This is a genomic window from Agromyces mediolanus (assembly GCF_014648575.1).
Lineage (GTDB): Bacteria > Actinomycetota > Actinomycetes > Actinomycetales > Microbacteriaceae > Agromyces > Agromyces mediolanus.
In genome coordinates this window covers 1372609-1397531 of record NZ_BMRJ01000001.1, presented here as the reverse complement: position 1 = coordinate 1397531, position 24923 = coordinate 1372609, and the positions used below count along the sequence as shown (strand labels likewise).

Sequence of the window (24923 nt, the reverse complement as noted above, 5' to 3'; positions counted from 1 at the left end):
GGCGCCGCCGTGCAGCCCGGCGACGTGATCGTCGGCGACGGCGACGGCGTGCTGGTCATCCCCGCCGCCATCGCCGCCGAGGTCGCCGCCGAGGCCGCCGCGCAGGAGCGCGAGGACGCCTGGGTCGCCGAGCAGGTGGCCGCCGGGGCATCCGTCGACGGCCTCTTCCCCATGAACGCGGAGTGGCGGGCGAAGTACGAGGCCAGCCGCTCCGCGCAGCCGACCACCGAGGCGGACGCCCGATGAACGAGAGCAAGGCGCAGCAGGCGTACCGGTTCATCCGCGAGCGCATCGACGACGGGCGCTACGTGCCGGGCTTCCGGCTCGTGCTCGGCACCATCGCGCGCGAGCTCGGCGTGTCGGTCGTGCCCGTCCGCGAGGCGATCCGCCTGCTCGAGGCCGAGGGGCTCGTCACCTTCGAGCGCAACGTGGGCGCGCAGGTCGCGCTCATCCAGGAGACCGAGTACCTGCACACCATGCAGACCCTGGCCCTCGTCGAGGGCGCCGCGACCGCGCTCGCGGCCCCCACGCTGACGGCCGAGCACGTCGCCCGCGCGCGCGCCGTGAACGAGCGGATGCGCGAGAGCCTCGACGCCTTCGACCCGCACCGCTTCACGGCGCTGAACCTCGAGTTCCACGCCGTGCTCTTCGAGGAGTGCCCGAACCCGCACATCCTCGACCTCGTGCACCGCGGCTGGAACCGCATGAAGGTGCTGCGCGACTCCTCGTTCAGCTTCGTGCCGGGCCGCGCGCAGTCCTCCGTCGAGGAGCACGAGGCCATCCTCCGGCTCATCGAGGACGGCGCCGCCGCGATCGAGATCGAGCTGGCCGCCCGCGGTCACCGCACCGCGACGCTCGACGCCGTGCTCGCCTACCAGGCCGAGCAGCACGCGCACACCCCGACCCCCTGAGCCCCGCCGGCGCCGCCGCCACGGTTCGGCGCCACGACACGATGAAGGTGAGAACCGCATGACCGACGCATACCGCCCGGCCGAGCTGCCGGAGAAGATCCAGCACTACATCGACGGCGAGTTCGTCGACTCGCTCGACGGCGACACGTTCGAGGTGCTGAACCCCGTCACGAACGAGACCTACGTGCACGCCGCCGCAGGCAAGAAGGCCGACGTCGAACGCGCCGTCGCCGCCGCGAAGCGCGCCTTCGAGGAAGGCCCCTGGCCGCGGATGCTCCCCCGCGAGCGCTCGCGCGTGCTGCACAAGATCGCCGACCTCGTCGAGTCGCGCGACGCCCGGCTCGCCGAGCTCGAGTCCTTCGACTCGGGCCTGCCGATCACGCAGGCGCTCGGCCAGGCCCGCCGCGCCGCCGAGAACTTCCGCTTCTTCGCCGACCTGATCGTGGCCCAGGCCGACGACGCCTTCAAGGTCCCCGGCCGGCAGATGAACTACGTGAACCGCAAGCCGATAGGCGTCGCGGGCCTCATCACGCCGTGGAACACCCCGTTCATGCTCGAGTCGTGGAAGCTCGGCCCCGCGCTCGCGACCGGCAACACGGTCGTGCTGAAGCCGGCCGAGTTCACGCCGCTCTCCGCCTCGCTCTGGGCCGGCATCTTCGAGGAGGCCGGGCTGCCGAAGGGCGTCTTCAACCTCGTGAACGGCCTCGGCGAGGACGCCGGCGACGCGCTCGTGAAGCACCCCGACGTGCCGCTCATCTCCTTCACCGGCGAGAGCAGCACCGGACAGCTCATCTTCGGCAACGCCGCGCCCTACCTGAAGGGCCTCTCGATGGAGCTCGGCGGCAAGAGCCCGGCGGTCGTGTTCGCCGACGCCGACCTCGACGTCGCGATCGACGCCTGCATCTTCGGCGTCTTCTCCCTGAACGGCGAGCGCTGCACCGCGGGCAGCCGCATCCTCGTGCAGCGCGACGTCTACGACGAGTTCGTCGAGCGCTACGCGGCGCAGGCGAAGCGCGTGAAGGTCGGCCACCCGCACGACCCGGCCACCGAGGTCGGCGCCCTCGTGCACCCCGAGCACTACGACAAGGTGATGAGCTACGTCGAGCTCGGCAAGAGCGAGGGCCGCCTCGTCGCGGGCGGCGGACGCCCCGAGGGCTTCCCCGAGGGCAACTACGTCGCCCCGACGGTCTTCGCCGACGTCTCGCCCGATGCGCGTATCTTCCAGGAGGAGATCTTCGGCCCGGTCGTCGCGATCACCCCGTTCGACACCGAGGAGGAGGCGCTCGCCCTCGCGAACAACACGAAGTACGGGCTCGCCGCCTACATCTGGACGAACGACCTGAAGCGCGCCCACAACTTCGCGCAGTCGGTCGAGGCCGGCATGGTGTGGCTGAACTCGAACAACGTGCGCGACCTGCGCACTCCGTTCGGCGGCGTCAAGGCTTCCGGCCTCGGTCACGAGGGCGGCTACCGCTCGATCGACTTCTACACCGACCAGCAGAGCGTGCACATCACGCTCGGCGCCCCGCACAACCCGACGTTCGGCAAGCAGGAGGTCCACGAATCGGACCTCGACGACCCGGACCCCCGGTGACCGGCCCACGCCCCAGACTCCACCCCAGGCAAGGACGCTGACATGACCCACCGCGACGAAATGACCCTCACCTCCTCCGGCTTCTACGTGAGCCAGGAGGCCCCGATCCACAGCGACAACCCGGTGCCGACGCCCTCGGCGCCCGCCCCCGACATCCTGCGCTGCGCGTACATGGAGCTCATCGTGACCGACCTCGCGGCCTCCCGCGTGTTCTACGTCGACGTGCTCGGGCTGTACGTCACCGAGGAGGACGAGGAGGCGATCTACCTCCGTTCGACCGAGGAGTTCATCCACCACAACCTCGTGCTGCGCCAGGGCCCCGTCGCCGCCGTCGCGGCCTTCTCGTACCGGGTGCGCACCCCGGAGGACCTCGACAAGGCGGTGGCGTTCTACTCGGAGCTCGGCTGCCGCGTCGAGCGCCGGGCGGAGGGCTTCACGAAGGGCATCGGCGACTCGGTGCGCGTCGAGGACCCGCTGGGCTTCCCCTACGAGTTCTTCTTCCAGACCGAGCACGTCGAGCGGCTGTCGTGGCGCTACGACCTGCACACGCCGGGCGAGCTCGTGCGCCTCGACCACTTCAACCAGGTCACCCCCGACGTGCCGCGCGCCGTGAACTTCATGCAGTCGCTCGGCTTCCGCGTCACGGAGGACATCCAGGACGAGGAGGGCACGGTCTACGCGGCGTGGATGCGTCGCAAGCCCACGGTGCACGACACGGCGATGACGGGGGGCGACGGGCCGCGCATGCACCATGTCGCCTTCGCCACGCACGAGAAGCACAACATCCTCGCGATCTGCGACAAGCTCGGCTCGCTGCGCCGCTCCGACGCGATCGAGCGCGGACCGGGCCGTCACGGCGTCTCGAACGCGTTCTACCTGTACCTGCGCGACCCCGACGGCCACCGCGTCGAGATCTACACGCAGGACTACTACACCGGTGACCCCGACAACCCCGTGGTCACCTGGGACGTGCACGACAACCAGCGCCGCGACTGGTGGGGCAACCCGGTCGTGCCGAGCTGGTACACGGATGCCTCGCTGGTGCTCGACCTCGACGGCAACCCGAAGCCCGTCGTCGCCCGTACCGACGACAGCGAGATGGAGGTCACGATCGGGGCCGACGGCTTCTCGTACACGCGGAAGGGCGACGAGGAGCAGGGCTTCAAGCTCGGCAACACCCTCTGAGCCGCCGCCTCACGCCACGCACGAACGCCGCCCGACGGCCCCGTCTTCCGGGGATCGCCGGGCGGCGTTCAGCGTCTCAGGAGCGTCCCGCGTCGCGGGGCGCTCAGGCGGTGCGGCGACGACGCGCGGCGAGGAGCCCGGCACCGGCCCCGACGACGAGCAGCGCGCCGAGCGCGAACGGCAGCGGCTCCGCGCCGGTCTCGGCGAGCGGCGGCCCTGCGGGTTCGGCCGCCGGCGTGACCGGCTCGGGCGCGGGCAGGGGCGGGAGCGACCAGACGAGCGTCACGGACGCTGCGCCGGGGTTCGGCTCCCCGGCCACCGCGGCGAGCCCGTCCGCGAGGAAGCCCGAGCCGCCGCCGCCGGCGCCCACGACGTCGATCATGATCTCGTCCCCGCCGTCGACGGCGTCGAGCGCGACCGCGCCACCGCCGCCGCCCGTGTATCCACCACCACCGGCACCCGCCTGGAAGCGGTCGTCTTGCACCGCGAGGGTCCCGCCGGCACCGCCCGCGGAGAGCGTGATCGTGCCGGGCGCGCTCGACGTGCCGGCCTCGCCTGCATCGCCGCTCGCGCCGCCGGTGCCGCCGGCGCCGCCCGAGAGGCCGCCGCCCGCCCCGTTGAACGCGCCGGTGCCGAACGTCGTCCCCTCGCCGCCGGGTGCGACGCCCGGCCCGTTCGGCGCACCGCCGGCCCCGCCCGGATAGGCGGCGAAGAGCTGGTCGGGGAGTTCGAAGCGCCCGGCGTAGCCGCCGTCGCCTCCGCCGCCGGCCACGACGAGGAGTGCGCCTGCGGCGTCCGCGAGCGCGCTGCCCTGGCCGGCCCCGCCGACGAGGACCGTGAGCGCGCTGCCGCCGAGGCTCGTCCCGAGGGTCACGGTGCTGACGCCGCCCGCGCCGCCGACGGCGTCGGGGAAGAGGCCGAGCGCCGCCGCCGCGGGCGAGCCCGCCGCGCCCGACACGGTCGCCTGCAGCGAGACGACGCCGGCCGGGATGCTGATCGTGTGCAGGCCCGCGGTGTCGAACACCGTGGTGCAGTTCGTGCGGCACTCGGCGGCGGGCGCCGAATCGGCGGCAGCGGGAGCGGCTGCCGAGACCGCGGCGAACAGCAGGCCGGCGGCGAGCGCGGCCGGGACGATCCGGGCTGGGGTCGAGGTCACGGGGGAGGCTCCTCTCGCGGGCACGCGCATCGGACCCGGGCGAGGACGACTCTAGCGCCCCGAATCCCCGGCGCGACGCCCGGCCCACCCCCAGTTCGGGAGCGCTGCCCGTTCAGCCCAGGAAGCGGATGGCGGCGTCCTTGAACGTGCGCGAGGTCAGCGTCGAGACGTGGTCCCGGCCGGGGATCTCGAGAAAGTCGGCGCCCCACTCGCGGGCGAGCTCGGCGGCACCGCGCGGCACCGGGTCGAGCGCCCCCGCGACGAGCAGCGCCGGCAAGCCCGGCGGCAGCTCCAGGGGCGCGCCGGCGACCCCTTCGATGCAGGCGAGCAGCGCCTCGGGATCGGCGCCGGAGCGGAGCGCCGTGCCGAGCACCGCACGCATGACGGCGTCCTCCGGCCCGAGTGCTGCGGCATCCGGAGCGTCGTCCGCTCGTGGCGCCGACGTGTCCGCCGTGCGGAGCAGCTGCCGCGCGCGCCGGAGGTCCCAGCTCGCGAAGAGCTCCTCCGGTCCCGCCCCGCCGATCACGATGCGCCGCACCCGCGCGGGCTCGCGCCGGGCGAGGGCGGCCGCGATGCGGCTGCCGAGGGAGTAGCCGACGACGTCGGCCCGCCGGGCGCCGATCGAGTCCAGCACGGCCGCGAGATCCGCCCCCTGCACCTCGGCACGGTAGGCGGACGGCTCGAGCGGCGCGTCGCTGTCGCCGTGGCCGCGGAGGTCGACCGTCACGGCCTCGCGCCCGGCCCGGCCGAGCGCCTCGACCCAGCCGGTGCCCTGCCAGGTGATCGCGCCGTCGGCGCCGAAGCCGTGCACGAGGAGCACGGGCGGCAGCGCCGCGGCGTGATCGGGGGTCGTCTCCGCCGCCGGAGTGCGTCGGTACGCGATGAGCGAGCCGTCCTCCGCCTCGGCGTGCAGGACGGGGCCCGCCGCCCCGGGCAGGGTCGGGCTCACGCCTCGGCCCGTGTTGTGTGCGCTCGGCTCATGCGTCGGCCGCGACGATCTCGGCGCCGGCGTGGCCGAGCTCGGCGAGCGCCGCCTCGGACGATTCCGGCGCGACGCCGGCGACGAGCCCGGTGAGCACGCGCACGCGCTGCCCGTGCTCGAGTGCGTCGAGGGCGCTCTGCCGCACGCAGTAGTCGGTCGCGATGCCGACGACGTCGACCTCGGTGATGCCGCGTTCGGCCAGGAGGTCGGCGATGCCGCGACCGGCGTCGTCGGTGCCCTCGAAGATCGAGTAGGCGGGCTCGCCCTGGCCCTTGCGGATGTGCACGTCGACGCCGGTGACGTCGAGCGCGGGGTGGTACTCGGCGCCGGGCGTTCCGGCGACGCAGTGCACCGGCCAGGTGTCGACGAAGTCGGGTGCCGCATCGCGGGCGAAGTGGCCGCCGTTGTCGCTGTCGCCGTCGTGCCAGTCGCGCGAGGCGACGACGAGCTCGTACTCGTCCCGGTGCTCGGCGAGGTAGTCGGTGACGCCCGCCGCGACGGCGGCCCCGCCGTCGACCCCGAGCGCCCCGCCCTCGGTGAAGTCGTTCTGCACGTCGATGATGAACAGCGCCTTCGTCATGCCTCCATTGTGCCCTCGCCGGGCGCGCTCGGCACCCCGCCGCAGCACCGCCGGCCCGACGCGGCCGGACGGATCAGCGATTCGACAGCTGCGCGCCGCAGCGGTAGAAGCCGGTCGCGAGCGTGTCGATCGCCTGCTTCGCGTCGTCGGAGACGTCGCCGAGGGCGTAGATCGCGAACGTCAGGGTCGTGCCGTCCGTGGCGTGGATGACGCCCGCGAGCGTGTAGCCGGTGTCGATCCATCCGGTCTTCGCGATGACCTGGCCGTCGGCGACCGCGTTGTCGCCCGTGAAGCGGTCGTCGTAGGAGAGGGAGCCGCGCTCCCCCGCGATCGGCAGCCCGTCGAGCAGCACGCCGAGCTGTCCTTCGCGCGCCGCGATCTTCTGGAACAGCCGCGTGAGATACGCAGGCGGCACGGCATTGTCGTCGGACAGCCCGGAGCCGTCGACGATCACGATGCCCGAGGTGTCGACGCCGTAGCCCGCGAGGCCCTGCAGCACCCCCGCGTTGATGGCGTCGAAGCTGTTGCCCGCACCGGTCTCGATCGCCACGAGACGGGCGAGCATCTCGGCCACCGTGTTGTCGGAGACGACGAGCGCCTTGTCGACGAGCTGCGCGACCGTCGGGGAAGACACGGCGCCGAGCTGCGCGGCGCCCGCCGGCGCCGTTCCCCGCTCGATCGTCCCGATGCCGCCGAGCTCGTCGGCGAAGGCCTGCCCGGCGCGCCCGACCGGGTCGTCGCTGCGGAACGAGGTGTTCGAGAACGGATCGTCGCGGTCGCCGTCGACCATGAGCGCCGCGATGTTCGACATGTAGCCGTCGTCGCGCTCCTTGAGGTTCCAGCTCGGCTGCCACTCCTCGCCGCCGAAGTAGCTCGCGTCGAGCACGAGACGGGTGAGCGGCGGGTTCGACGGGTCCGCGTCCCAGGCGGCGCGCACCTGCGCGGCGAGATCGTCGAGATGCGCGGCCCCCGGGTAGACGCCCTCGTCGCCGCTCGGCGTGCGCGAGAGGGTGACGTCTCCGCCGCCGACGAGCACGGCGGTGCCGGGCTCTGCGCCCTTCACGACGGTCGTGGTGGCTCGGTAGTCGGGACCGAGCACGGCGAGGGCGGCCGCCGAGGTCAGGACCTTCATGACGCTCGCCGTGCGCGACGGCGTCGAGCCGCCCCGGTCGAACAGCACCTCGCCGGTGCCGGCGTTCACGACCTGGGCCTGCAGCGCAGCGAGGCGCGGGTCGGCCGCGAGGTCGGCGACCGAGCAGGTGCGGAGCGCGACGGCCGCCGCGACGGCGTCGGGGCTGGGTCGCGGCTCGGCCGTCGGGGTCGACGCCGCCGCCGCGGCGACGCGAGCGGGGGCCGGCGGGGTTCGGACGGCAGCCCCGACGGCGAGTGCCCCGCCGCCCAGGATGAGCAAGCCGAGCACCCCGGCGCCGATCGCGGTCGCGAGGCGGTGCGCACCGAGGACGGCGCGCACTCGGCCGAGCAGGCCGCTGGATGCGGGGTCGGTCGAGGCGCTCGCACCCTCGGGTGCGCTCGCCTCATCCATCCGCTCGTTCACCAGGGCATTCTACGGAGGGGATGCCTCCACGCTTCCTGAGCGCGGCTCAGCACCAGGGTGCGGTGACGACGCGCGACGACGGCGTCACTCCCCCGGGTAGCGCAGGCCGATCTCGGCGCGGATCGCGTCGAGCGTGCCCATGATCCCCACCGTCTCGGCGGTCGACAGCAGCTCGCCGCCGTCGAGGCGACCGGCGGCGACGAGCGCCTCGAACGCCGCGGCCTGGAACTGCATCCCGCGCCCCTCGACCCGTGATTCGTACGTCTCGAGCACGCCGCCGTCGGCCGCGATGAGCCGGAAGGTCGTCGGCGAGTACCAGACCTCGTCGATCTCGATGCGCGCGGCCGTGCCGATGACCGCGGCGCGGTTCGGGCCCTGGGTGTCGCTCGCGGAGTACGTGGTGGCGGTGCGGCCGCCCGGGTACTGGAAGATCGTCGCGATCTGCGCGTCGGCGCCCGTCTCCTTGAACACGGCGGAGGAGCGGATGGCGGCGGGTTCGCCGAAGAGGTCCCACGCGAACGAGATCGGGTAGATGCCGAGGTCGAGGAGAGCGCCGCCGCCGAGCTCGAGCGCGTTGATGCGGTGGGCGGGGTCGTCGCTCAGCAGCTGGGTGTGGTCGGCGATGAGCGAGCGCACCTCGCCGAGCGCCCCGGCCGCGATCAGCTCGCGGATGCGCACCATGTGCGGCAGGTACCGCGTCCACATCGCCTCGAGCGCCAGCCGGCCGTTCGCCAGGGCGGCGTCGCGGATGCGCTCGGCCTCGGCACGGTTCAGGGCGAACGGCTTCTCGACGAGCACGTGCTTGCCCGCTTCGAGCGCCGCGACGGCGTTCTCGGCGTGCAGCGGATGCGGCGTCGAGACGTAGACGACGTCGACCTCGGGATCGGCGAGCAGCGCCTCGTAGCTCGCGTGCGCTGTGGGGATGCCGAACTCCGCCGCGAAGGCGGCGGCCGACGCCGCGCTGCGCGAGCCGACGGCGCGCACGTCGAAGCCGGCGAGCTTCAGGTCGGCGGTGAAGAGGCGGGCGATGCCGCCCGTCGCGAGGATGCCCCAGCGGAGTCGATCGGTCATGGGGCAAGCCTAGGGCCGCACGACCCGGGCCGACCCCTCGACGATCGACCCCGCCCCTGCCCCCAGATCGGGGAGGCTGCGGATTCTTGCGGCCTCGCCTAGCGTGCAGGGCATTCCCGTCCTCCGCGGGAACATGCGAACGGCCCGGCGATCCCGGGCCTTTCGTCTTGGGCCCTCATATACTTCCGGGATGTCCGCGCCGCCGACGATCCGCAGCCTCCTCGAGTTCGGGGGCGACCGCCTGCAGCTGCTCGTGCCGGGCGAGACCGCCGACGCGATCGAACGGCCGATCGCCTGGGTGCACGGCTCGGACCTGCCGGATCCGACCCCGTTCCTCGCCGCCGGCCACCTGCTGCTCACCGACGGCGCGCAGTTCCCGCCTCGCGCGACGCCGGCCGAGCGCTACGAGGACTACGTCGTGCGACTGCAGCGGCACGGCATCGTCGGGCTCGGCTTCGGCGCGCGGCTGCACCACGGCGAGACACCGGCGGCGCTCATCGCGGCCTGCCGAGCGCACGGACTGCCGCTCATCGAGATGACCGACCTCACGCCCTACCTCGCGTACATCCAGTTCGTGGCGGAGGCGCTCGACGCGCAGCGCACCGAGCGGATCCGCTGGTCGGTCGCGGCGCAGCGCGCGCTCACGAAGGCCGCGCTCCGCCCGGACGGACTGGCCTCGATCGTCGCGGAGCTCGAGCGGCAACTCGACTGCCGCGTGCTGCTGTTCGACGCGGCGGGTTCCCAGCTCGCCTCCGATCGTTCCCGACCGGCCGCGCCCGGGCTGCGGGCCGCGGTCGCCGACGCCCTCGGCCGCGGCGTGCGGGGCGCCTCCAGGCTCGAGGTGGACGGGCTCGAGTACGCCCTGCAGACGATCGGAGTCGAGCACCTGGACGGCGCGATCGTGCTGGCCGGGTTGCGCGACCGCGACCCTTCGGCCACCGACCTCGTGAACAGCGTCATCGCCTTCGCGAGCCTCGCGCTCGCCCAGCACCGCGCCCTCGCCGCCGCACGTCTGCACCTTCGGGACGGGGTGCTGCAGCAGCTCCTCGGCGGGGCCGTGGAACTCGCCGGGCGCACCGCCCGCGACGCGTGGGGCGAGCTGCCCGACCCGCCGCTCGGCGTCTTCGTGCTCGACGCTGCGCCCGAGACCGATCTCGTGCTCGACGCCCTCGAACTCGCGGCGAACGCGAACACGGGCGGGCTGTTCTTCGGCCGCCACGACGGCCGCATCGTCGTGCTCGTCGAGGAGGCGGCCGAGGCCGCCGAGGCGACGGTCCGCCGCTTGATCGCACAGCATGCGCTGCGGGCCGGGCGCACGACCGCGACGAGCCTCGCGGGACTGCCCGCCGCGCTCGACGACGCGAGCGTGGCCCTGCGCCGCGCGCGGGGCGGCACCGCGCCGCACGTCGCCGAGTACCGCGACCTCGCCGCCACCGGGGTCCTCGGTGCACTCGCCGCAGAGGGGGCGGGCGAACTTGCGCGCGCCACGCTGCGCACCCTGCGGGAGCACGACGAACGCACCGGCGGCGAGCTCTGGGACGCGGTCGAAGCGTGGATCGAGCACGACTGCGCCTGGGAGCCGGCCGCACGGCGGCTCGGCGTGCACCGGCACACGCTCCGCCACCGCATCGACGCCGCGGGCGAGCTGCTCGGCCTCGATCCCTCCGGACTCCGCGGTCGGCTCGAGCTCTGGGCGGCCGTGCAGCTCAGCCGGGGCTGACGGACGGTTCGGCCGCGAGCTGCTCGGCCATGATGCCGAGCAGCTCGTAGGCGAGGTTCGCCGCGGCGACGGCGGTGATCGCCGCGTGGTCGAACGGCGGCGACACCTCGACGATGTCCGCGCCGACGAGGTTCAGCGCCCGCATCCCCCGGAGGATCTCGAGCAGCTCGCGGCTCGTCATACCGCCGGCCTCCGGCGTGCCGGTGCCCGGTGCCATCGACGGGTCGAGCACGTCGATGTCGATCGACACGTACACGGGCGCGTCGCCGACGCGATCGAGGATCCGCCGCAGCACGCCGGGCGCGCCGATCGCGTCGAGCTCGCGGCTGTGCACGGCCGTGAAGCCGAGCCGCTCGTCGTCGAGGAGGTCGTCGCCGCTGTAGAGCGAACCGCGCAGGCCGACGTGGGCGGAGCGATCGCGCCGCAGCAGCCCCTCCTCGCTCGCCCGACGGAACGGCGAGCCGTGTGTGTACGCCTCCCCGAAGTAGGCGTCCCAGGTGTCGAGATGGGCGTCGAAGTGCACGAGCGCGACCGGCCCGTGCGCCTCCGCCACGGCCCGGAGCGCCGGCAGCGCCACGGTGTGATCGCCGCCGAGCGCCACGAAGCGCCGCCCGGGCCCGCTGAGCGCCCGGAATCCCCGCTCCATCTCATCCAACGCGGTCGCGATGTCGAAGGGGTTCGCGTCGAGGTCCCCGGCGTCGGCGACCTGCACGAGGTCGAACGCCGCGACGCCGAGCGCCGGATTGAAGGGTCGCAGCAGGCGGGACGCCTCACGGATCGCCGAGGGGCCGAAGCGGGCTCCGGGTCGGAAGGTCACGCCGGCGTCGAAGGGCACGCCCACCACCGCGAGCGCGGCATCCGCCACGTCCTCGAGCCGCGGCAGCCGCGCGAAGGTGCTGAAGCCCGCATAGCGCGGCGAGCGCTGCCCGTCCACCGGTCCAATGATCATCGTGCTCCCTCCGCGAGCGGCAACCGCTCGTCCGTCGTCTCGTCGGGCCGCGGCTCGGCCTCGTACACCTGCGTTCCGCCGACCCAGGTCTGGAGCACACGGATCGCGGGCACCTCGTCGATCCCGACAAGGTACGGGTCGCGGTCGAGCACGACGAAGTCCGCGAAGCGGCCCGGTTCGAGGGAGCCGACCGCGTGCTCCCGGCTGATCGAGGCCGCCGCGGTCGCCGTGTGGCCGAGGATCGCCTCGGCGAGGGCGAGCTGCAGTTCCGGTCCGCCGAGCACCCGGCCGCCGGCCGTGCGTCGGGTCACCGCCGCGTGAACCGCCTCGAGCGGCCCGGGCGGGCAGACCGGGGCGTCCGAGGAGAGCACGACGGGCGCCCCGGCATCGCGGATCTCGCCCAGCGGGGTCAGCCGTTCGGCGCGGTCGCCGAGCGCCTCCAGCAGCTCGTCGCCGTAGCGGGTGAGGTACTGCGGCTGGGTGATCGGCCAGAGCTCGAGTTCCGCCGCGCGACGCACCTGCGCCTCGCTCGGCCCGCCGAAATGCTCGATCCGGTGCCGCAGCCGCCGGCCTCCCGCCTGCAGGCGCTCGTGGATGTCGAGGACGAGCCCGATCGCGGCGTCGCCCTGCGCGTGGGTCGCGGATGGCAGCCCGAGCGCCGTGACCCGCTCGATCATGTCCTCGAGCTCCCCGTCGGGATGGTAGAGGTAGCCGAAGTCGGACGGGTCGCAGCAGTACGGGGAGCTGAACCGCGCGGTCGCGGCGGTCAGCGCCCCGTCGGAGTACAGCTTCACCCCGGCGATCGCGAGCTGCTCGTCGCCGAGCCGCCCCGCCACGCCGAGCTGCTCGAGCTGCTCGATCAGGCTCGAGATCACGAGGAGTTCGGCACGCAGCGTCAGTTCGCCGCGGTCGCGGGCGCGCAGATAGGTGCCGAGCTCGCGCGAGGTGACCTGGGCGTCCACGACCGAGGTCACACCGACCGAGTGCAGCTCGCGCTGCGCGGCGGCGAGCTGCGCGCCGAGTTCCGCCGCGTCGTCGGAGAGGTGGAAGTTCGGCCCGTTGTTGCCGATCTTCACACCGGCGACGCCGGTCAGCCAGTCGGCGGCGGCATCCCAGAACGTCCCGTCGGGCGCACCGTCGGCGTCTCGGCCGAGGTGCCCGCCCTCCGGGTCCGCCGTCTCGGCGGTGATGCCGAGCGCGCGGAGCACCGCCGAGTTCGCGATGGCGCCGTGCCCGCTCGAGTGGAAGACGAGCACCTCCCGCTCGGTGCTGACCCGATCGAGGTCGTGCCGGTTCAGCATCCGCTGGTCGGCGACATTGCCGTGGTGGAAGCCGCGCCCGCGGATCGCGCCCGGCTGCGCCGCGCCGCGCCCGCGGAGCCGCTCGACGACGTCATCGATGCTCGGTGCTGCGGTCCAGCTGCAGTCGGTCCACGAGGCGAACTGGCCGTGCATGAGCGGGTGGCAGTGCGCGTCGACGAAACCGGGCAGCACGGTCAGCTCGCCGAGTTCGAGCTCCTCGGGCGTCGTGAAGGCGTGGGCGCGGCAGTCGTGCAGTGATCCCGCCGCCGCGATCCGGCCGTCGCGGACGAGGATCGCCTCGACGAGGCGCTCCGAGCCGCTCGGCCGGATCCGGCCGCTGACGATGAGTTCGGTGACGGCGGTCATGCGACGGTCCCCCGTTCGACGCGCGCGGCCAGCCCGCGGGTCGCGAGCACGCAGCCGATCGCCACGAGGCAGAGCAGGGCGAGGTAGGCGAAGATCAGCACCGGCGAACCCTCGGACATGCCGAGCAGCGTCGGCAGCACGATCGGGGTGAGCGCCCCGGCCGTGAGCGCGGAGCCCTGGTAGGCGAGCGAGGTGCCGGTGTATCGCACTCGCACCGGGAAGATCGACGCGAGCACGGCGGCGATCGGCCCGTAGTTGAAGCCGGTGAACAGCGCCGTCACGGCGAGCATGACCGTGATCACGAGGAACGAGCCCGTGTGCGCGAGCAGGTACAGCGGCACCACGACGATCATGATGCCCGCGAGCCCGACTGCGACGACGTACTGGGGTCGCCATCGATCGCCGAGCCATCCCGCGAGCGGCACGAAGGCCATCTCGAAGAGGCCGGCGATGATGAGCGCGTTCAGCACCAGCTCCGTCGGCACGCCGGCTTGCTCCGAGGAATAGGCGAGGAAGAACGACGACGTCACGTAATAGCCGCCGGTGGCGACGAGCATGGCGCCGATGCCGATGAGCAGCGGCTTCGGCGTGCGGAACACCTCGCGCACGGGGGCCGCCGAGAGCTCCTGCGCGCTGCGGGCCGAGACGAACTCGGGCGACTCGCCGACGACCGAGCGGATGATGAGCCCGATGACCACCAGCACGGCGCTGAAGAGGAAGGGGATGCGCCACGAGCCCGCGAGGAGGCCGTCGCCGATGTGCTCCGAGATCGCGAACACGGCCGAGGAGAGCGTCGCACCCACCGAGGAGCCGAGCTGCGCGAAGGAGCCGTAGAAGGAGCGGCGCTCGGCGGGCGCGTGCTCGATCGCGAGCAGCGCGGCGCCGCCCCACTCGCCGCCCATGGCCACGCCCTGCAGTAGGCGCAGGGTGATGAGCAGCAGCGGGGCGAGCGGGCCCACCACCTCGTAGGAGGGCAGCAGGCCGATACCGAAGGTGCCGACGCCCATGAGCAGCAGCGTGGCGATGAGCACGGGCTTGCGCCCGAAACGGTCGCCCAAGTGACCGAAGAGGAACGCGCCGATGGGGCGGCCGAGGTAGCCGAAGGAAGTCGTGCCGAAGGCGACGATCGTGCCGAGCACCGGATTCATGTCGGGCGGGAAGAACACGTGCCGGAACACGAGGGCGGCGGCCGTCGCGTAGATGAAGAAGTCGTACCATTCGATGCTCGTGCCGGCGAGCGCGGCGAGCGCGGCCCGGCGGGGCCGGGCGACGGTGCGGGGTGCGGTGGATGTCACGATCGTTTCCTCACTGAAGCGATGCGGATCGGGGGGAAGCCGGGCGCCGTTCGATCGGTGACCGGTACCGACGAGGCTAGGCGCGTCCGAAGCGCGCGGACAATGCGACGAATGTCCAATTCACGGCACTTCAAGTGACAGATGTCGCCAAGGCGTCCGGGCCCAGAAATGACGAATGCCTCCTCCCGCGGAACGGGAGAAGGCATGTCGTGTGGAGCCGCCTGTGGGAATCGAACCCACGACCTATTCATTACGAGTGAATCGCTCTGCCGACTGAGCTAAGGCGGCGTGACGGCCGCGGCGCGAGCGCTGCGGTGGCACGAGAGTCAATAGTAGCGGATGCCGGGCGCCCTCGATGACCACGGCAGGGACGCGGTGGCGGTGCCGCGGATCCGCCCGCCGCACCGCCACCGAGACGTCAGTCCCGCAGGGCTCGCCCGATCAGCACTTCGGATCGCTCGCGGGCACCGTGCCGTCGATGAAGTACTGCTCGACGGCGTCGTTCACGCAGGAGTTGGACTTGTTGTACGCCGTGTGCCCCTCGCCCTCGTAGCTCACGAGCACACCGGAGTCGAGCTGATCGGCGAGCGAGACGGCCCACTCGTAGGGGGTCGCCGGGTCGCCGGTCGTGCCGATGACGAGGATCGGGTCGGCCCCCTCGGCGTGGATCTGCGCGCGCGTCGCATCGCCCTGCACCGGCCACAGCTCGCAGCCGCTGCCCGTGTCGTAGCCCCAGAACGGACCGATGACGGGCGCCGCCGCGGTGATCTCCGCCGCTTCGGCCTGGAGATCGCCCTCGCCGTCGCGGAGCGGGTAGTCGAGGCAGTTGATCGCCCGGAACGCCTCGGTCGAGTTGTCGCTGTACGTGCCGTCGGGGTTGCGCCCGTAGTAGAAGTCGGCGAGCGTGAGCGCCATGTCGGCGTCGCCGAGCATGACCGAGTCGAACATCTGCGAGAGGTACGTCCACGAATCGGGGCTGTACAGCGCCGCGATGATCGCGGTGAGGTAGGTGTCGGCCCCGACCATCCGGCCGTCGCTGCCGCGCAGCGGGCTCGCGTCGAGCGATGCCGCGAGCGCGCCGACCTCGGCCATGCCTGCGTCGACGTCGCCCGAGAACGGGCAGTCGGCCGAGCTCTGGCAGTCGGCCATGTACGCGCGAAGCGCCTGCTCGAAACCGATGGCCTGCGCCTTCGAGACCTCGAACTCGCTGGCCGCGGGGTCGATCGCGCCGTCGAGCACGAGTCGGCCGACCTTGTCGGGGTAGAGCCCGGCGAACGTCGCACCGAGGAAGGTGCCGTAGGAGTAGCCGAGGTAGTTCAGCTTCGTGTCGCCGAGGATGGCCCGCAGCAGGTCGAGGTCGCGGGCCGCGCTCACCGTGTCGACGTAGCCCAGCAGCTCGCCCGTGTTCTGGGCGCAGGCGGCGCCGAAGTCCTCGAAGTTCTTCGCGGACGCCGCGATCCATTCGGCGCTCCCCCGTTGGCCGGGCGGGATGGTGAACAGCGCCTCGTCCATGCCTGCCGCGTCGTAGCAGACCACCGAGCTCGACTGGCCGACGCCGCGGGGATCGAAGCCCACGACGTCGAAGCGCTCCTGCAGCGGCTGGCCGACGGCGAAGTCGAGCGAGTCAGAGACGAGGTCGACGCCCGACGCCCCCGGGCCGCCGGGGTTCACGAGCAGCGAGCCGATGCGCTCGCCCGTGGCACGGTGCCGGACGAGCGCGAGCTCGACCTCGCCCGCCGCCGGGTCGTCCCAGTCGAGCGGCGCCTTCGCGGTCGAGCACTCGAGCTTCTCGCCGCAGCCCTTCCACTCGAGGATCTGCGAGTAGAACGGCTGCAGTTCGGCCGAGACCTGCTCGCCGGTCGGCGTCGAAGTGGCCGCGGGCTTCGGGAAGAGGCCGCCGAGGTCGGGGAAGCAGCCGCTCAGCAGCAGCGCCACCGCGGCGACGAGGCCGACGGCCCCGATGCGTCTGCGAGCGCGAGCGCCCCCGGTCGTGCCGGTGCGGATCATGCGGCCCCCCGTTCGGTCCCTGGTCGTCTGATGGCGCTCACGAGCATCGCCTCGAGCGCGAGCGCCGGTGCGACGTTGCCCTCGATGCGGGTGCGTGCGAGCTGGATGGCGTCGAGCGTCGCGAGCGTGCGCGCCGGCGTGGCGGCCGCGGCGGCGGCACCGAGTTCGGCCTCGATCTCGCGGTTCACGAGCGGCACTCTCGCGTCGAGCTGCAGCAGCAGCACGTCGCGGTAGAGCGAGGCGAGATCGACGAGGATGCGGTCGATGCCGTCGCGGAGACTTCGCGTGGCCCGTCGCTTCTGCTCGTCCTCGAGCGCCTTGATCTGCGAGCGCAGCGCGGGCGGAATGGCCTGCCCCGGCGCGAGCCCGAGGGAGCGCAGCGCGTGCTCGCGCTCCTCCTGGTCGCGCAGCTCGGTGATGGCCTTCGCATCGTCACCGGCGATCTCGAGGAGTCGCGACGCCGTCATCACCGCCGTCGCGGCGGAGCGCACGCCGAGGGCGAGCCGGAGCGTCTCGGCGCGACGGCTGCGGGCCTCCTCGTTCGTGGCGAGCCGGTGCGCCATGCCGATGTGGCTCTGCGCCTCACGGGCGGCGCGCTCGGCCAGGCCCGGCTCGACGCCGTCGCGGCGCACGAGCAGCTCGGCCACGTCGGCGATGCTCGGCACCTGCAGGCGCACGGAACGCACGCGCGATCGGATCGTCGGGATGAGGTCGGCCTCGCTCGGGGCGCAGAGGATCCACACGGTGCGCTCCGGCGGCTCCTCGAGCTCCTTCAGGAGCACGTTGGAGGTCTGCTCGGTCATGCGATCGGCGTCCTCGACGACGATCACCCGGTGGCGGCCGACGGAGGGCGCGTAGTGCGAGCGCTTCACGATGTCGCGGACGTCGGCGACCTTGATGATGACGCCCTCGGTGGTGAGCACGTGCAGGTCGGGGTGGCTGCGCGCCTCGACCTGGATGCGGGTCGGCTCGTCACCGTCGGCGTCCCCCGCGATGAGTGCCGTCGCGAAGGCGTAGGCGAGGTTGGAACGCCCCGAACCCGGCGGGCCGGTGATGAGCCAGGAGTGCGTCATGCTGCGCGCGTCCGGAGCGGTCGAGGCGTCACCCTCGGCGGCTGCGCCGGCGCGGACGGTCGAGGCCGAGGCGGCCGCGCGGAACACGGCGATCGCGGCATCCTGCCCCGTCAGTTCGCTCCACACGCTCACCCTGCCACGCTACCCTCCACCGCCGACGCGACCCGAGGCATCCGCTCGCCCGTCCGAGCCATCTAGAGCAGCGGTTCGATCCGCGCGCGCAGTTCGGCGGCGATCTGCTCGGCGGGCTGCGCAGCGTCGACGACGACGACCCGCTCCGGCTCGGCCGCCGCGATCGCGAGGTACGCCTCCCGCACGCGTCGGTGGAACTCGGATGCCTCGGCCTCGAGCCGGTCGTAGCGGGTGCGCGAGGCGTCGAGGCGACCGCGGGCGGTCTCGGGGTCGAGATCGAGCAGCACGGTGAGGTCGGGGGCCAGGTCCTCGGTGGCCCACTCGGAGAGGGCGCGGACCTCGCGGCTGTCGAGCACGCGGCCGGCGCCCTGGTACGCGACGGAGGAGTCGATGTACCGGTCCTGCAGCACCACCGCTCCGCGCTCGAGCGCCGGTCGCACGAGGGTCGCGACGTGGTGGGCCCGGTCGGCCGCGTAGAGCAGCGCCTCCGCGCGAGGGCTGATGTCGCCGCGGTGGTGCAGCACGATCTCGCGCACCTCGACGCCCACCTCGGTGCCACCGGGCTCACGGGTGCGGACGACCTCGCGACCGAGGCCGTCGAGCCAATCCCGGAGGAGCTCGGCCTGCGTGGTCTTGCCTGAGCCGTCGCCGCCCTCGAGGGTGATGAACAGGCCCCGGCTCACGCCTGGCTCTTCTTCGAGGTGCCGGTCTTCTTGGCCGCCGCCGGCTTCTTCGGAGCCGCCTTCTTCGTCGTCGTCGCCCGCTTGGCCTTCGGCTTCGCCGGCCCCTTCTCGCGCTTCAGCTGCAGCAGCTCGACCGCACGCTCGAAGGTGATGTCCTCGACCGACTCGGCTCGCGGGATGGTGGCGTTCGTCTCGCCGTCCGTGACGTACGGCCCGAAGCGGCCGTCCTTCACCTTGATCGGCTTGCCGCTCACGGGATCGGCGTCGAACTCCTTCAGCGCGCTCGACGCCCGGCGGGCGCCGTACTTCGGCTGAGCGAGCAGCTCGAGCGCGCCGGCCAGGTCGAGGTCGAAGATCGCGTCCTCGCTCGGCAGCGTGCGCGTCTCGGCGCCCTTCTTCAAGTACGGACCGTAGCGGCCGTTCTGGGCCGTGATCTCTTCGCCCGACTCGGGGTCGAGACCGACCACGCGGGGCAGCTCGAGCAGCCGGATCGCCGTGTCGAGGTCGACCTCGGCCGGATCCATCGACTTGAACAGCGAGGCGGTGCGCGGCTTGACGGCCGCGGCCTTCTTCGCGCCGCGCTTCGGCTTCGTCTCGACGACCTCACCGGTGGCCTGGTCGACCGTCGCCTCCGCGGCCTCGGGCTCCGGCTCGAGCTCGGTCACGTACGGACCGAATCGGCCGTCCTTCACGACGACCTGCTTGCCGTTCGCGGGGTTCTGCCCGAGCACCCGGTCGCTCTGCACGGGCGCGTCGATGAGCTCGCGCGCCTTCTCGATCGTGAGTTCGTCGGGGGCGAGCTCGGGCGGCAGGTTGACCCGGCGCGGGGTCGCGTCGGGGGCGGCGCCCTCCTCGACGACCTCGAGGTAGGGGCCGTACTTGCCGATGCGCAGCGTCACGTCCGGCGCGATCGCCATCGAGTTGATCTCGCGGGCGTCGATCTCGCCGAGGTTGTCGACGACCTGGCGGAGCCCGCGGTGCCGCTCGCTGCCGAAGTAGAACTCGTTCAGCCAGTCGACGCGGTCGGCCTCGCCGGCAGCGATGCGGTCGAGGTCGTCCTCCATCTCGGCGGTGAAGTCGTACTCGACGAGATCGCCGAAGTGCTCTTCGAGCAGCCGCACGACGGAGAAGGCGGTCCAGCTCGGCACGAGCGCCTGGCCGCGCTGGGTCACGTAACCGCGGTCGAGGATCGTCGAGATGATCGACACGAAGGTCGAGGGACGGCCGATGCCGAGCTCCTCGAGGCGCTTCGTGAGGCTCGCCTCCGTGTATCGCGGCGGCGGGCTGGTCTCGTGGCCCTTGGCCTCGAGCTCGGCGAGCTCGACGCTCTGCCCTTCGGCGAGCTGCGGGAGTTTGGCGTCGCCGGAGTCGTCGGCGTTGCGCTCCTCGTCTCGTCCCTCTTCATAGGCGGCGAGGAAGCCGCGGAAGGTGATCACGGTGCCGCTCGCGGTGAACTCCGCGGTCGTGCCGCCGACCGGGGCGGTCGGCTCGGCGGGCGCCGCAGCGGATGCCGCGGTCGGCCCGACCTCGATGGTGACGGTCGCGGTGTGCCCCTTGGCGTCGGCCATCTGGGAGGCGACGGTGCGCTTCCAGATGAGGTCGTAGAGGTCGAACTCCCGGCCGCGCAGCGAACCCTGGAGCGAGGACGGCGTGCGGAAGACCTCGCCGGACGGGCGGATCGCCTCGTGCGCCTCCTGCGCGTTCTTCGACTTGCCGGCGTAGACGCGGGGCTTGTCGGGCAGCGAGTCGGCGCCGTAGAGCTTCGTCGCCTGCGCCCGGGCAGCGGCGATCGCCTGCTGCGACAGCGAGTTCGAGTCGGTGCGCATATAGGTGATGTAGCCGTTCTCGTAGAGCGACTGCGCCACGCGCATCGTGTCCTTCGCGGAGAGGCGGAGCTTGCGGGCCGCCTCCTGCTGGAGGGTGGAGGTGGTGAACGGCGCGGCCGGGCGGCGCGAGTACGGCTTCGACTCGACCTTGGCGACGCGGCGGGCGACGGTGTCGTCCCGGAGGGCGGCGGCGAGCGCGGTCGCGGTGGGCTCGTCGAGCACCACCGCGGAGGAGGTGAGCTTGCCGTCGTCGTTGAAGTCGCGGCCGGTGGCGATCCGCTTGCCGCCGACGCGGACGAGCTTGGCCGCGAAGGCGCTGCCCGGGGCGTCGGTCGCGAAGGTGCCGACGAGATCCCAGTAGCCTGCGGCGACGAACGCGAGGCGCTCCCGCTCGCGGTCGACCACGAGGCGGGTCGCCGCCGACTGCACGCGGCCCGCGGACAGGCCGGGGCCGACCTTGCGCCAGAGCACCGGCGAGACCTCGTAGCCGTAGAGGCGGTCGAGGATGCGTCGCGTCTCCTGCGCGTCGACGAGCGAGGTGTCGAGCTCGCGGGTGTTGTCCTTCGCCGCGAGGATCGCGTCCTTCGTGATCTCGTGGAAGACCATGCGGCGCACGGGCACCTTCGGCTTCAGCTCCTGCAGCAGGTGCCAGGCGATCGCCTCGCCCTCGCGGTCTTCATCGGTGGCGAGCAGGAGCTCGTCAGCCCCCTTCAGCGCGCGCTTCAGTTCGGCGACGGTCTTCTTCTTCGCGTCGGACACGACGTAGTACGGCTCGAAGCCGTTGTCGACGTCGACCGAGAACTTGCCCAGCGGGCCCTTCTTGAGCTCCGGCGGGAGGTTCTTCGGCTCGACCAGGTCGCGGATGTGCCCGACGGACGACAGCACCTCGTAGCCGTCGCCGAGATACGCGGCGATCGACTTCATCTTGGTCGGCGACTCGACGATCACCAACTTCTTGCCTGACACCAGACTCCTCTATTGCTTCGAGACGAGAGTGCAGCGGAACGCCGCGCCCCCGAGCGGTGTGCTGTCCGTCGACGCCGAGCGCCGACAGCCACACGATACACACCCTGGCCGGGAGCGCACCTCCGCCACGGTGGCGTATCCACCCCTTGCGGTTCGACACGGGCGGAGGAGAATGACCGCATGGACACGTCATCCTCGGGCTCGTACACCGCCAAGCTGATCGACGGGCCACTCGAAGGCAAGACCGTCGCGACCGCGTTCCTCGACAGCGGTGACCCCCGCCCGCGCATCGAGCTGAACGCGGATGCCGGCAAGCGCTACGTCTACGCCCGCGGCGCCGGCCTCGAGTTCGACGGGCCGGGCGATGCCCGCCCGACCGCGGTCGACTACCGTTTCATCGAGACGGTCTTCGACTGAGGCCGCTCGGTCGGCGACGCGCTCCGACGGAACGGGAGGCGGGCCGGCTCGCGCCGAAGCGGCGACCCCGCCGAGCGGCAGGCCGATCTCGACGCGCACCCGAGCGACGAGGCCGTCGGCGTCACAGCCCGTGAGCGTCGCCCCGTTGCGGCGGGCGAGTTCGGCGGCGAGTTCGCACGGCACCCCGGCGACCGCCCCGCTCAGCGCGTCGGCCGCGGCGAGCGCGGCCGCATCGGCGGCATGCGCGGCGCGCTGGCGTTCGACGTGCACGCCGAGCAGCGGCAGCGCGGCGAGCGCGGTGGCGGCGCACGCGCCGACGACGCCGACTGCCAGCACGGAGCCGGACATCAGCGGCCACCGGCGAGCGCGCAGGAGGACGCTCGCAGTTCGATCGCGGCGAGCAGCCCTGCGGCGGGCGCGCTGAGCGTGACGCACACGAAGGTGCCGTCGTTCGTGGAGCCGACCCTCACGGCGGCCCCGGACACCCGGGCGGCGATCGCGGCGGCGGCCGACTCCGATTCGCCGCGCCCGAGCGCGCGGGCGGCGTCGGCGGCGCCGTCGCTCAGGCGCACCTGCTGCGCGGCGAGCAGCACGGCGGCGAGGCAGATCGCGAGGACGGCCGCGACCGCGGGCAGCGCGACCGCGAGTTCCGCCGTCACGCTGCCCCGCTCGCGCCGCGCCTCAGCCGACGCTGAGCGCATTCCGCACGAGTTCGGTGAGGATGCCGCGCACCTCGTCTCCGCGCAGGATGACGACGAGGAGCCCGGCGAAGCCGACCGCCGCCATCGTGGCCACCGCGTACTCCGCGGTCGCGGCGCCCCGCTCGCCGGCGAGCCGTCGCCGGAGCCCGCCCGGGCGATGCCGCTCGGCGGACACGGCCGGCGCGGCGACCTCGGCCGTGGTCACCTCCTCCGTCGTTGCGCTCCCCTGCGGACGCGTTCGATGATCCATGTGATCCCTCTCTTCTTGTCTGGCCGCTGCGGCGGCCTGCGGTGGCACGAGCAGAACGGTCATCCGGTGACCGAGAAGGTGCCGGAGACGACCGAGATGACGAGCGGCGCGACGCCGAGCAGGACGAAGGCCGGGAGGACGCAGACCCCGAGCGGGATCATCAGCCGCACCCCGAGCGCCGCGGCCCGGGAAAGCCCCTCGGCGCGCGCGGCGCGACGCACCCGGAACGCTTCGGCCCGCAGCAGTTCGGCGACCGGAGCGCCTGCGGCGGCGGCGAGCCCGACGATCCGGTCGATCTCGACCGTTCCGCGAACGTCGCCGGGGTCGGCGAGGGCGGCCTCGACGAGGGCCCGCCCCCGGTCGAGCGAGACCCCGCCCGTCAATGCGATCGCCAGTAGGTCGTACTCGAGTCCGGCATCCGCGGAACCCTGCGAGGCCCGGGCGGCGAGCGCCCGATTCCACCGGCGTCCGGCCCAGAGCAGCCCCAACCCGGCGAGCAGGCAGCCGAGGCCGAGCGGCGAGCCGAGCAGCACGGCGAGGGTGTCGAAGCCGAGCACGAGCCCGAATCCGATCGCGATGACGGGGAGCCAGGCCACGAGGCGCGCGCTCGCATTCGGCCCCGCGAGCGCGGTGCGCACCTCCCGCCGCAGCTGGCCCTCGTCGCGCAACGCGGCGGCGAGCTCGCGCAGGCTGGCTGCCAGCGGCGCGCCGCACGCCGCGGCGATCTCCCACGCTGCGGCGAGCGCTCGCCACGCCCCGCTCTCGTCGCCGCTTCGTAGCGCTTCGTGCACCGGGAGCCCCTCGCGCGCGGCGGCTGCTGCGGCGGCGACCGGATCCGCCGGCCCCGCGGCGCGAGCCTCGTCGCCCGCGCTCGTCTGTTCACCCGCGCCCGACTCGGAGACCGGCGCGAGGTGCGTCCAGGCCGCCGCAACACCGACGCCGGCGGAGAGCAGGGTCGCCAGCTGCTCCGCGACGGCGGCGGCCTGCTCGATCGTCGCCTCCTCATGCCCACCGCGCGGGCGACGGTGCACCCGGAATCCGCGCCGAGCGCCGGCTCGTGCCTCGTGCAGTGCGTCTGCGCTCACCGGTGCGCCTCCACACCGAGCCGATCGTGCTCGAGCACGAGCCGTCCCATCGAGGCGAGCCTGCGCACCCCGCCGCGCCGCTCGAGGTGCAGCACGAGGTCGAAGGCGCTGACCGCCTGCCGAGCGAGGGCGTCGACCGGGAGCCCGGCCGATGCGCCGAGCGCCTCGAGGCGGGCGGGGACGTCGGCGAGCGAATTCGCGTGCATCGTGCCGGCGCCGCCGTCGTGTCCGGTGTTCAGTGCCGAGAGGAGTTCGCGCAGCTCCGCCCCTCGGCATTCGCCCACGACGAGCCGGTCGGGCCGCATTCGCAGCGCCTCGCGGACGAGCGCGTCGAGCCCGATGCGGCCGGCCCCCTCGAGGTTCGGCTGCCGAGATTCGAGCGACACGACGTGCGGATGCGCGATGACCGCCTCGCCGACGTCTTCGATGACGACGATGCGCTCGTGCGGCGGCGCGGCGCCGAGCAGCGCGGCGAGCAGCGTCGTCTTGCCGGTGCCGCCGGCACCGGTGATGAGCAGGTTCTCGCGCTCGGCGACGGCGTGCAGCACTCGCGCCAGTTGCACGTCGTCGAGCATGCCGAGCCGCGCGAGGCCGCGGAGCGAGTGACCGGCGGCGCGCGGGATGCGCACCGACAGCAGCGTGCCGGCCGTCGAGATCGGCGGAAGGACGGCGTGCACGCGGATGCCCGAGCCGAGCCGGACGTCGACCGCCGGGCTCGCCTCGTCGAGGTGCCGCCCGCCGCGGGCGACGAGCCGGATCGCGAGCGCTCGGACCCCGGCCTCGTCGGCGACCCACGCCGGTTCGTGGACCGCACCGGCGCCGCGGTCGATCCAGAGCCCGCGCTCGCCGTTCACGAAGAGGTCGGTGACGTCGGGCGCGCTCGCGAAGGGCGCGAGTTCGCCGAGGAGCTCGAGCTCGAGCGCCCGCGGAACGGGCGCGATGCCGTCGGGCGCGGCAGCATGCGCGGAATGCGGCGAGTCCAGCGCGCGAAACGCTCCGTCGGGCGACGCCCCCTCGGGATGCTCGCCGCCGGCGCGCCGCGATCGCTCCGGCGGTGCGACGGCCTCTGCGGGAACGTCGGGGAGCCACGACGGGGTGGCGACGAAGGGAACAGGCAT

Annotated in this window: 21 protein-coding genes, 1 tRNA gene and 1 pseudogene; 5 read left to right on the top strand and 18 right to left on the bottom strand. The window is 73.1% G+C overall.

From position 1 onward, the window contains the following. From IEY71_RS18350 to hpaD, 4 genes and pseudogenes are all read left to right on the top strand, one after another. Positions 1-246, top strand: a pseudogene (locus IEY71_RS18350) (fumarylacetoacetate hydrolase family protein); the annotation flags it as partial. Then, complete coding sequence (locus IEY71_RS06615) at positions 243-911, top strand: GntR family transcriptional regulator (RefSeq protein ID WP_189084449.1); 669 nt, start codon at positions 243-245, stop codon at positions 909-911. The pseudogene IEY71_RS18350 and the gene IEY71_RS06615, both read left to right, overlap by 4 nt. A gap of 58 nt (positions 912-969) precedes the next feature. Beyond that, positions 970-2505 carry a 5-carboxymethyl-2-hydroxymuconate semialdehyde dehydrogenase gene (gene hpaE, locus IEY71_RS06610; protein WP_189084448.1) on the top strand — a complete coding sequence of 512 codons (1536 nt, stop codon included), beginning with the start codon at positions 970-972 and terminating at the stop codon, positions 2503-2505. A gap of 42 nt (positions 2506-2547) precedes the next feature. Continuing rightward, positions 2548-3690, top strand: coding sequence for a 3,4-dihydroxyphenylacetate 2,3-dioxygenase (gene hpaD / locus IEY71_RS06605; RefSeq protein ID WP_189084447.1), 1143 nt, complete (start codon positions 2548-2550; stop codon positions 3688-3690). 103 nt (positions 3691-3793) lie between these two features. Here the strand turns inward: hpaD and IEY71_RS06600 are convergent, their stop codons facing one another. From IEY71_RS06600 to IEY71_RS06580, 5 genes are all read right to left on the bottom strand, one after another. Further along, positions 3794-4846, bottom strand: coding sequence for a hypothetical protein (locus tag IEY71_RS06600; RefSeq protein WP_189084446.1), 1053 nt, complete (start codon positions 4844-4846; stop codon positions 3794-3796). A 112-nt stretch (positions 4847-4958) separates the two neighbouring features. Then, positions 4959-5795, bottom strand: coding sequence for an alpha/beta fold hydrolase (locus tag IEY71_RS06595; RefSeq protein ID WP_229781556.1), 837 nt, complete (start codon positions 5793-5795; stop codon positions 4959-4961). 28 nt (positions 5796-5823) lie between these two features. After that, entirely contained in the window at positions 5824-6408 is a 585-nt protein-coding gene (locus IEY71_RS06590) for an isochorismatase family protein (protein ID WP_189084445.1), read from the bottom strand. Positions 6409-6481: 73 nt separating this feature from the next. Continuing rightward, positions 6482-7963, bottom strand: coding sequence for a D-alanyl-D-alanine carboxypeptidase/D-alanyl-D-alanine endopeptidase (gene dacB, locus IEY71_RS06585; RefSeq protein ID WP_229781555.1), 1482 nt, complete (start codon positions 7961-7963; stop codon positions 6482-6484). An 84-nt stretch (positions 7964-8047) separates the two neighbouring features. Continuing rightward, on the bottom strand, positions 8048-9034 hold the full coding sequence (locus tag IEY71_RS06580; protein ID WP_189084444.1) for a Gfo/Idh/MocA family protein: 987 nt from the start codon (positions 9032-9034) through the stop codon (positions 8048-8050). Between the two features lie 190 nt (positions 9035-9224). Here IEY71_RS06580 and IEY71_RS06575 point away from each other — a divergent pair, with 190 nt between their 5' ends. Further along, the gene (locus IEY71_RS06575; RefSeq protein WP_189084443.1) at positions 9225-10754 is read left to right on the top strand and encodes a PucR family transcriptional regulator; all 1530 of its coding nucleotides are present in this window, start codon (positions 9225-9227) and stop codon (positions 10752-10754) included. Here IEY71_RS06575 and speB read toward each other — a convergent pair. The 13 genes from speB to IEY71_RS06510 form a co-directional block, all read right to left on the bottom strand. Then, positions 10741-11703, bottom strand: coding sequence for an agmatinase (speB, locus tag IEY71_RS06570; protein WP_189084442.1), 963 nt, complete (start codon positions 11701-11703; stop codon positions 10741-10743). The two genes, IEY71_RS06575 and speB, sit on opposite strands and share 14 nt — an antisense overlap. Then, positions 11700-13370, bottom strand: coding sequence for an amidohydrolase (locus IEY71_RS06565; RefSeq protein ID WP_189084441.1), 1671 nt, complete (start codon positions 13368-13370; stop codon positions 11700-11702). Before IEY71_RS06565 ends, speB begins: the two co-directional genes overlap by 4 nt. Then, positions 13367-14665 (bottom strand): MFS transporter, encoded by a 1299-nt coding sequence (locus IEY71_RS06560; RefSeq protein ID WP_189084440.1) that lies wholly within the window; start codon positions 14663-14665, stop codon positions 13367-13369. The genes IEY71_RS06565 and IEY71_RS06560 overlap by 4 nt, the downstream gene beginning before the upstream one ends. A 212-nt stretch (positions 14666-14877) precedes the next feature. Further along, positions 14878-14953: transfer RNA gene (locus IEY71_RS06555), tRNA-Thr, on the bottom strand. Between the two features lie 153 nt (positions 14954-15106). After that, positions 15107-16672 carry an alpha/beta hydrolase gene (locus IEY71_RS06550; protein ID WP_189084439.1) on the bottom strand — a complete coding sequence of 522 codons (1566 nt, stop codon included), beginning with the start codon at positions 16670-16672 and terminating at the stop codon, positions 15107-15109. Then, positions 16669-17877, bottom strand: a complete 1209-nt coding sequence (locus IEY71_RS06545) for a DNA polymerase III subunit delta' (RefSeq protein ID WP_189084438.1) — start codon at positions 17875-17877, stop codon at positions 16669-16671. Before IEY71_RS06545 ends, IEY71_RS06550 begins: the two co-directional genes overlap by 4 nt. 62 nt (positions 17878-17939) lie before the next feature. Next, a complete protein-coding gene (gene tmk, locus IEY71_RS06540; protein WP_189084437.1) occupies positions 17940-18560 on the bottom strand; it encodes a dTMP kinase in 621 nt (206 codons plus the stop codon). After that, complete coding sequence (topA, locus tag IEY71_RS06535) at positions 18557-21355, bottom strand: type I DNA topoisomerase (RefSeq protein ID WP_189085105.1); 2799 nt, start codon at positions 21353-21355, stop codon at positions 18557-18559. The genes tmk and topA overlap by 4 nt, the downstream gene beginning before the upstream one ends. Before the next feature lie 186 nt (positions 21356-21541). Then, a complete protein-coding gene (locus tag IEY71_RS18345) occupies positions 21542-22117 on the bottom strand; it encodes an Rv3654c family TadE-like protein (protein WP_229781554.1) in 576 nt (191 codons plus the stop codon). After that, the gene (locus IEY71_RS06525) at positions 22117-22428 is read right to left on the bottom strand and encodes a TadE family type IV pilus minor pilin (protein WP_229781553.1); all 312 of its coding nucleotides are present in this window, start codon (positions 22426-22428) and stop codon (positions 22117-22119) included. Before IEY71_RS06525 ends, IEY71_RS18345 begins: the two co-directional genes overlap by 1 nt. Positions 22429-22450: 22 nt before the next feature. Further along, a complete protein-coding gene (locus tag IEY71_RS06520; RefSeq protein WP_229781639.1) occupies positions 22451-22645 on the bottom strand; it encodes a DUF4244 domain-containing protein in 195 nt (64 codons plus the stop codon). A gap of 134 nt (positions 22646-22779) precedes the next feature. After that, on the bottom strand, positions 22780-23805 hold the full coding sequence (locus tag IEY71_RS06515) for a type II secretion system F family protein (protein WP_229781552.1): 1026 nt from the start codon (positions 23803-23805) through the stop codon (positions 22780-22782). Continuing rightward, positions 23802-24923: a TadA family conjugal transfer-associated ATPase gene (locus tag IEY71_RS06510; RefSeq protein WP_189084435.1), complete on the bottom strand. Its 1122-nt coding sequence runs from the start codon at positions 24921-24923 to the stop codon at positions 23802-23804. Before IEY71_RS06510 ends, IEY71_RS06515 begins: the two co-directional genes overlap by 4 nt.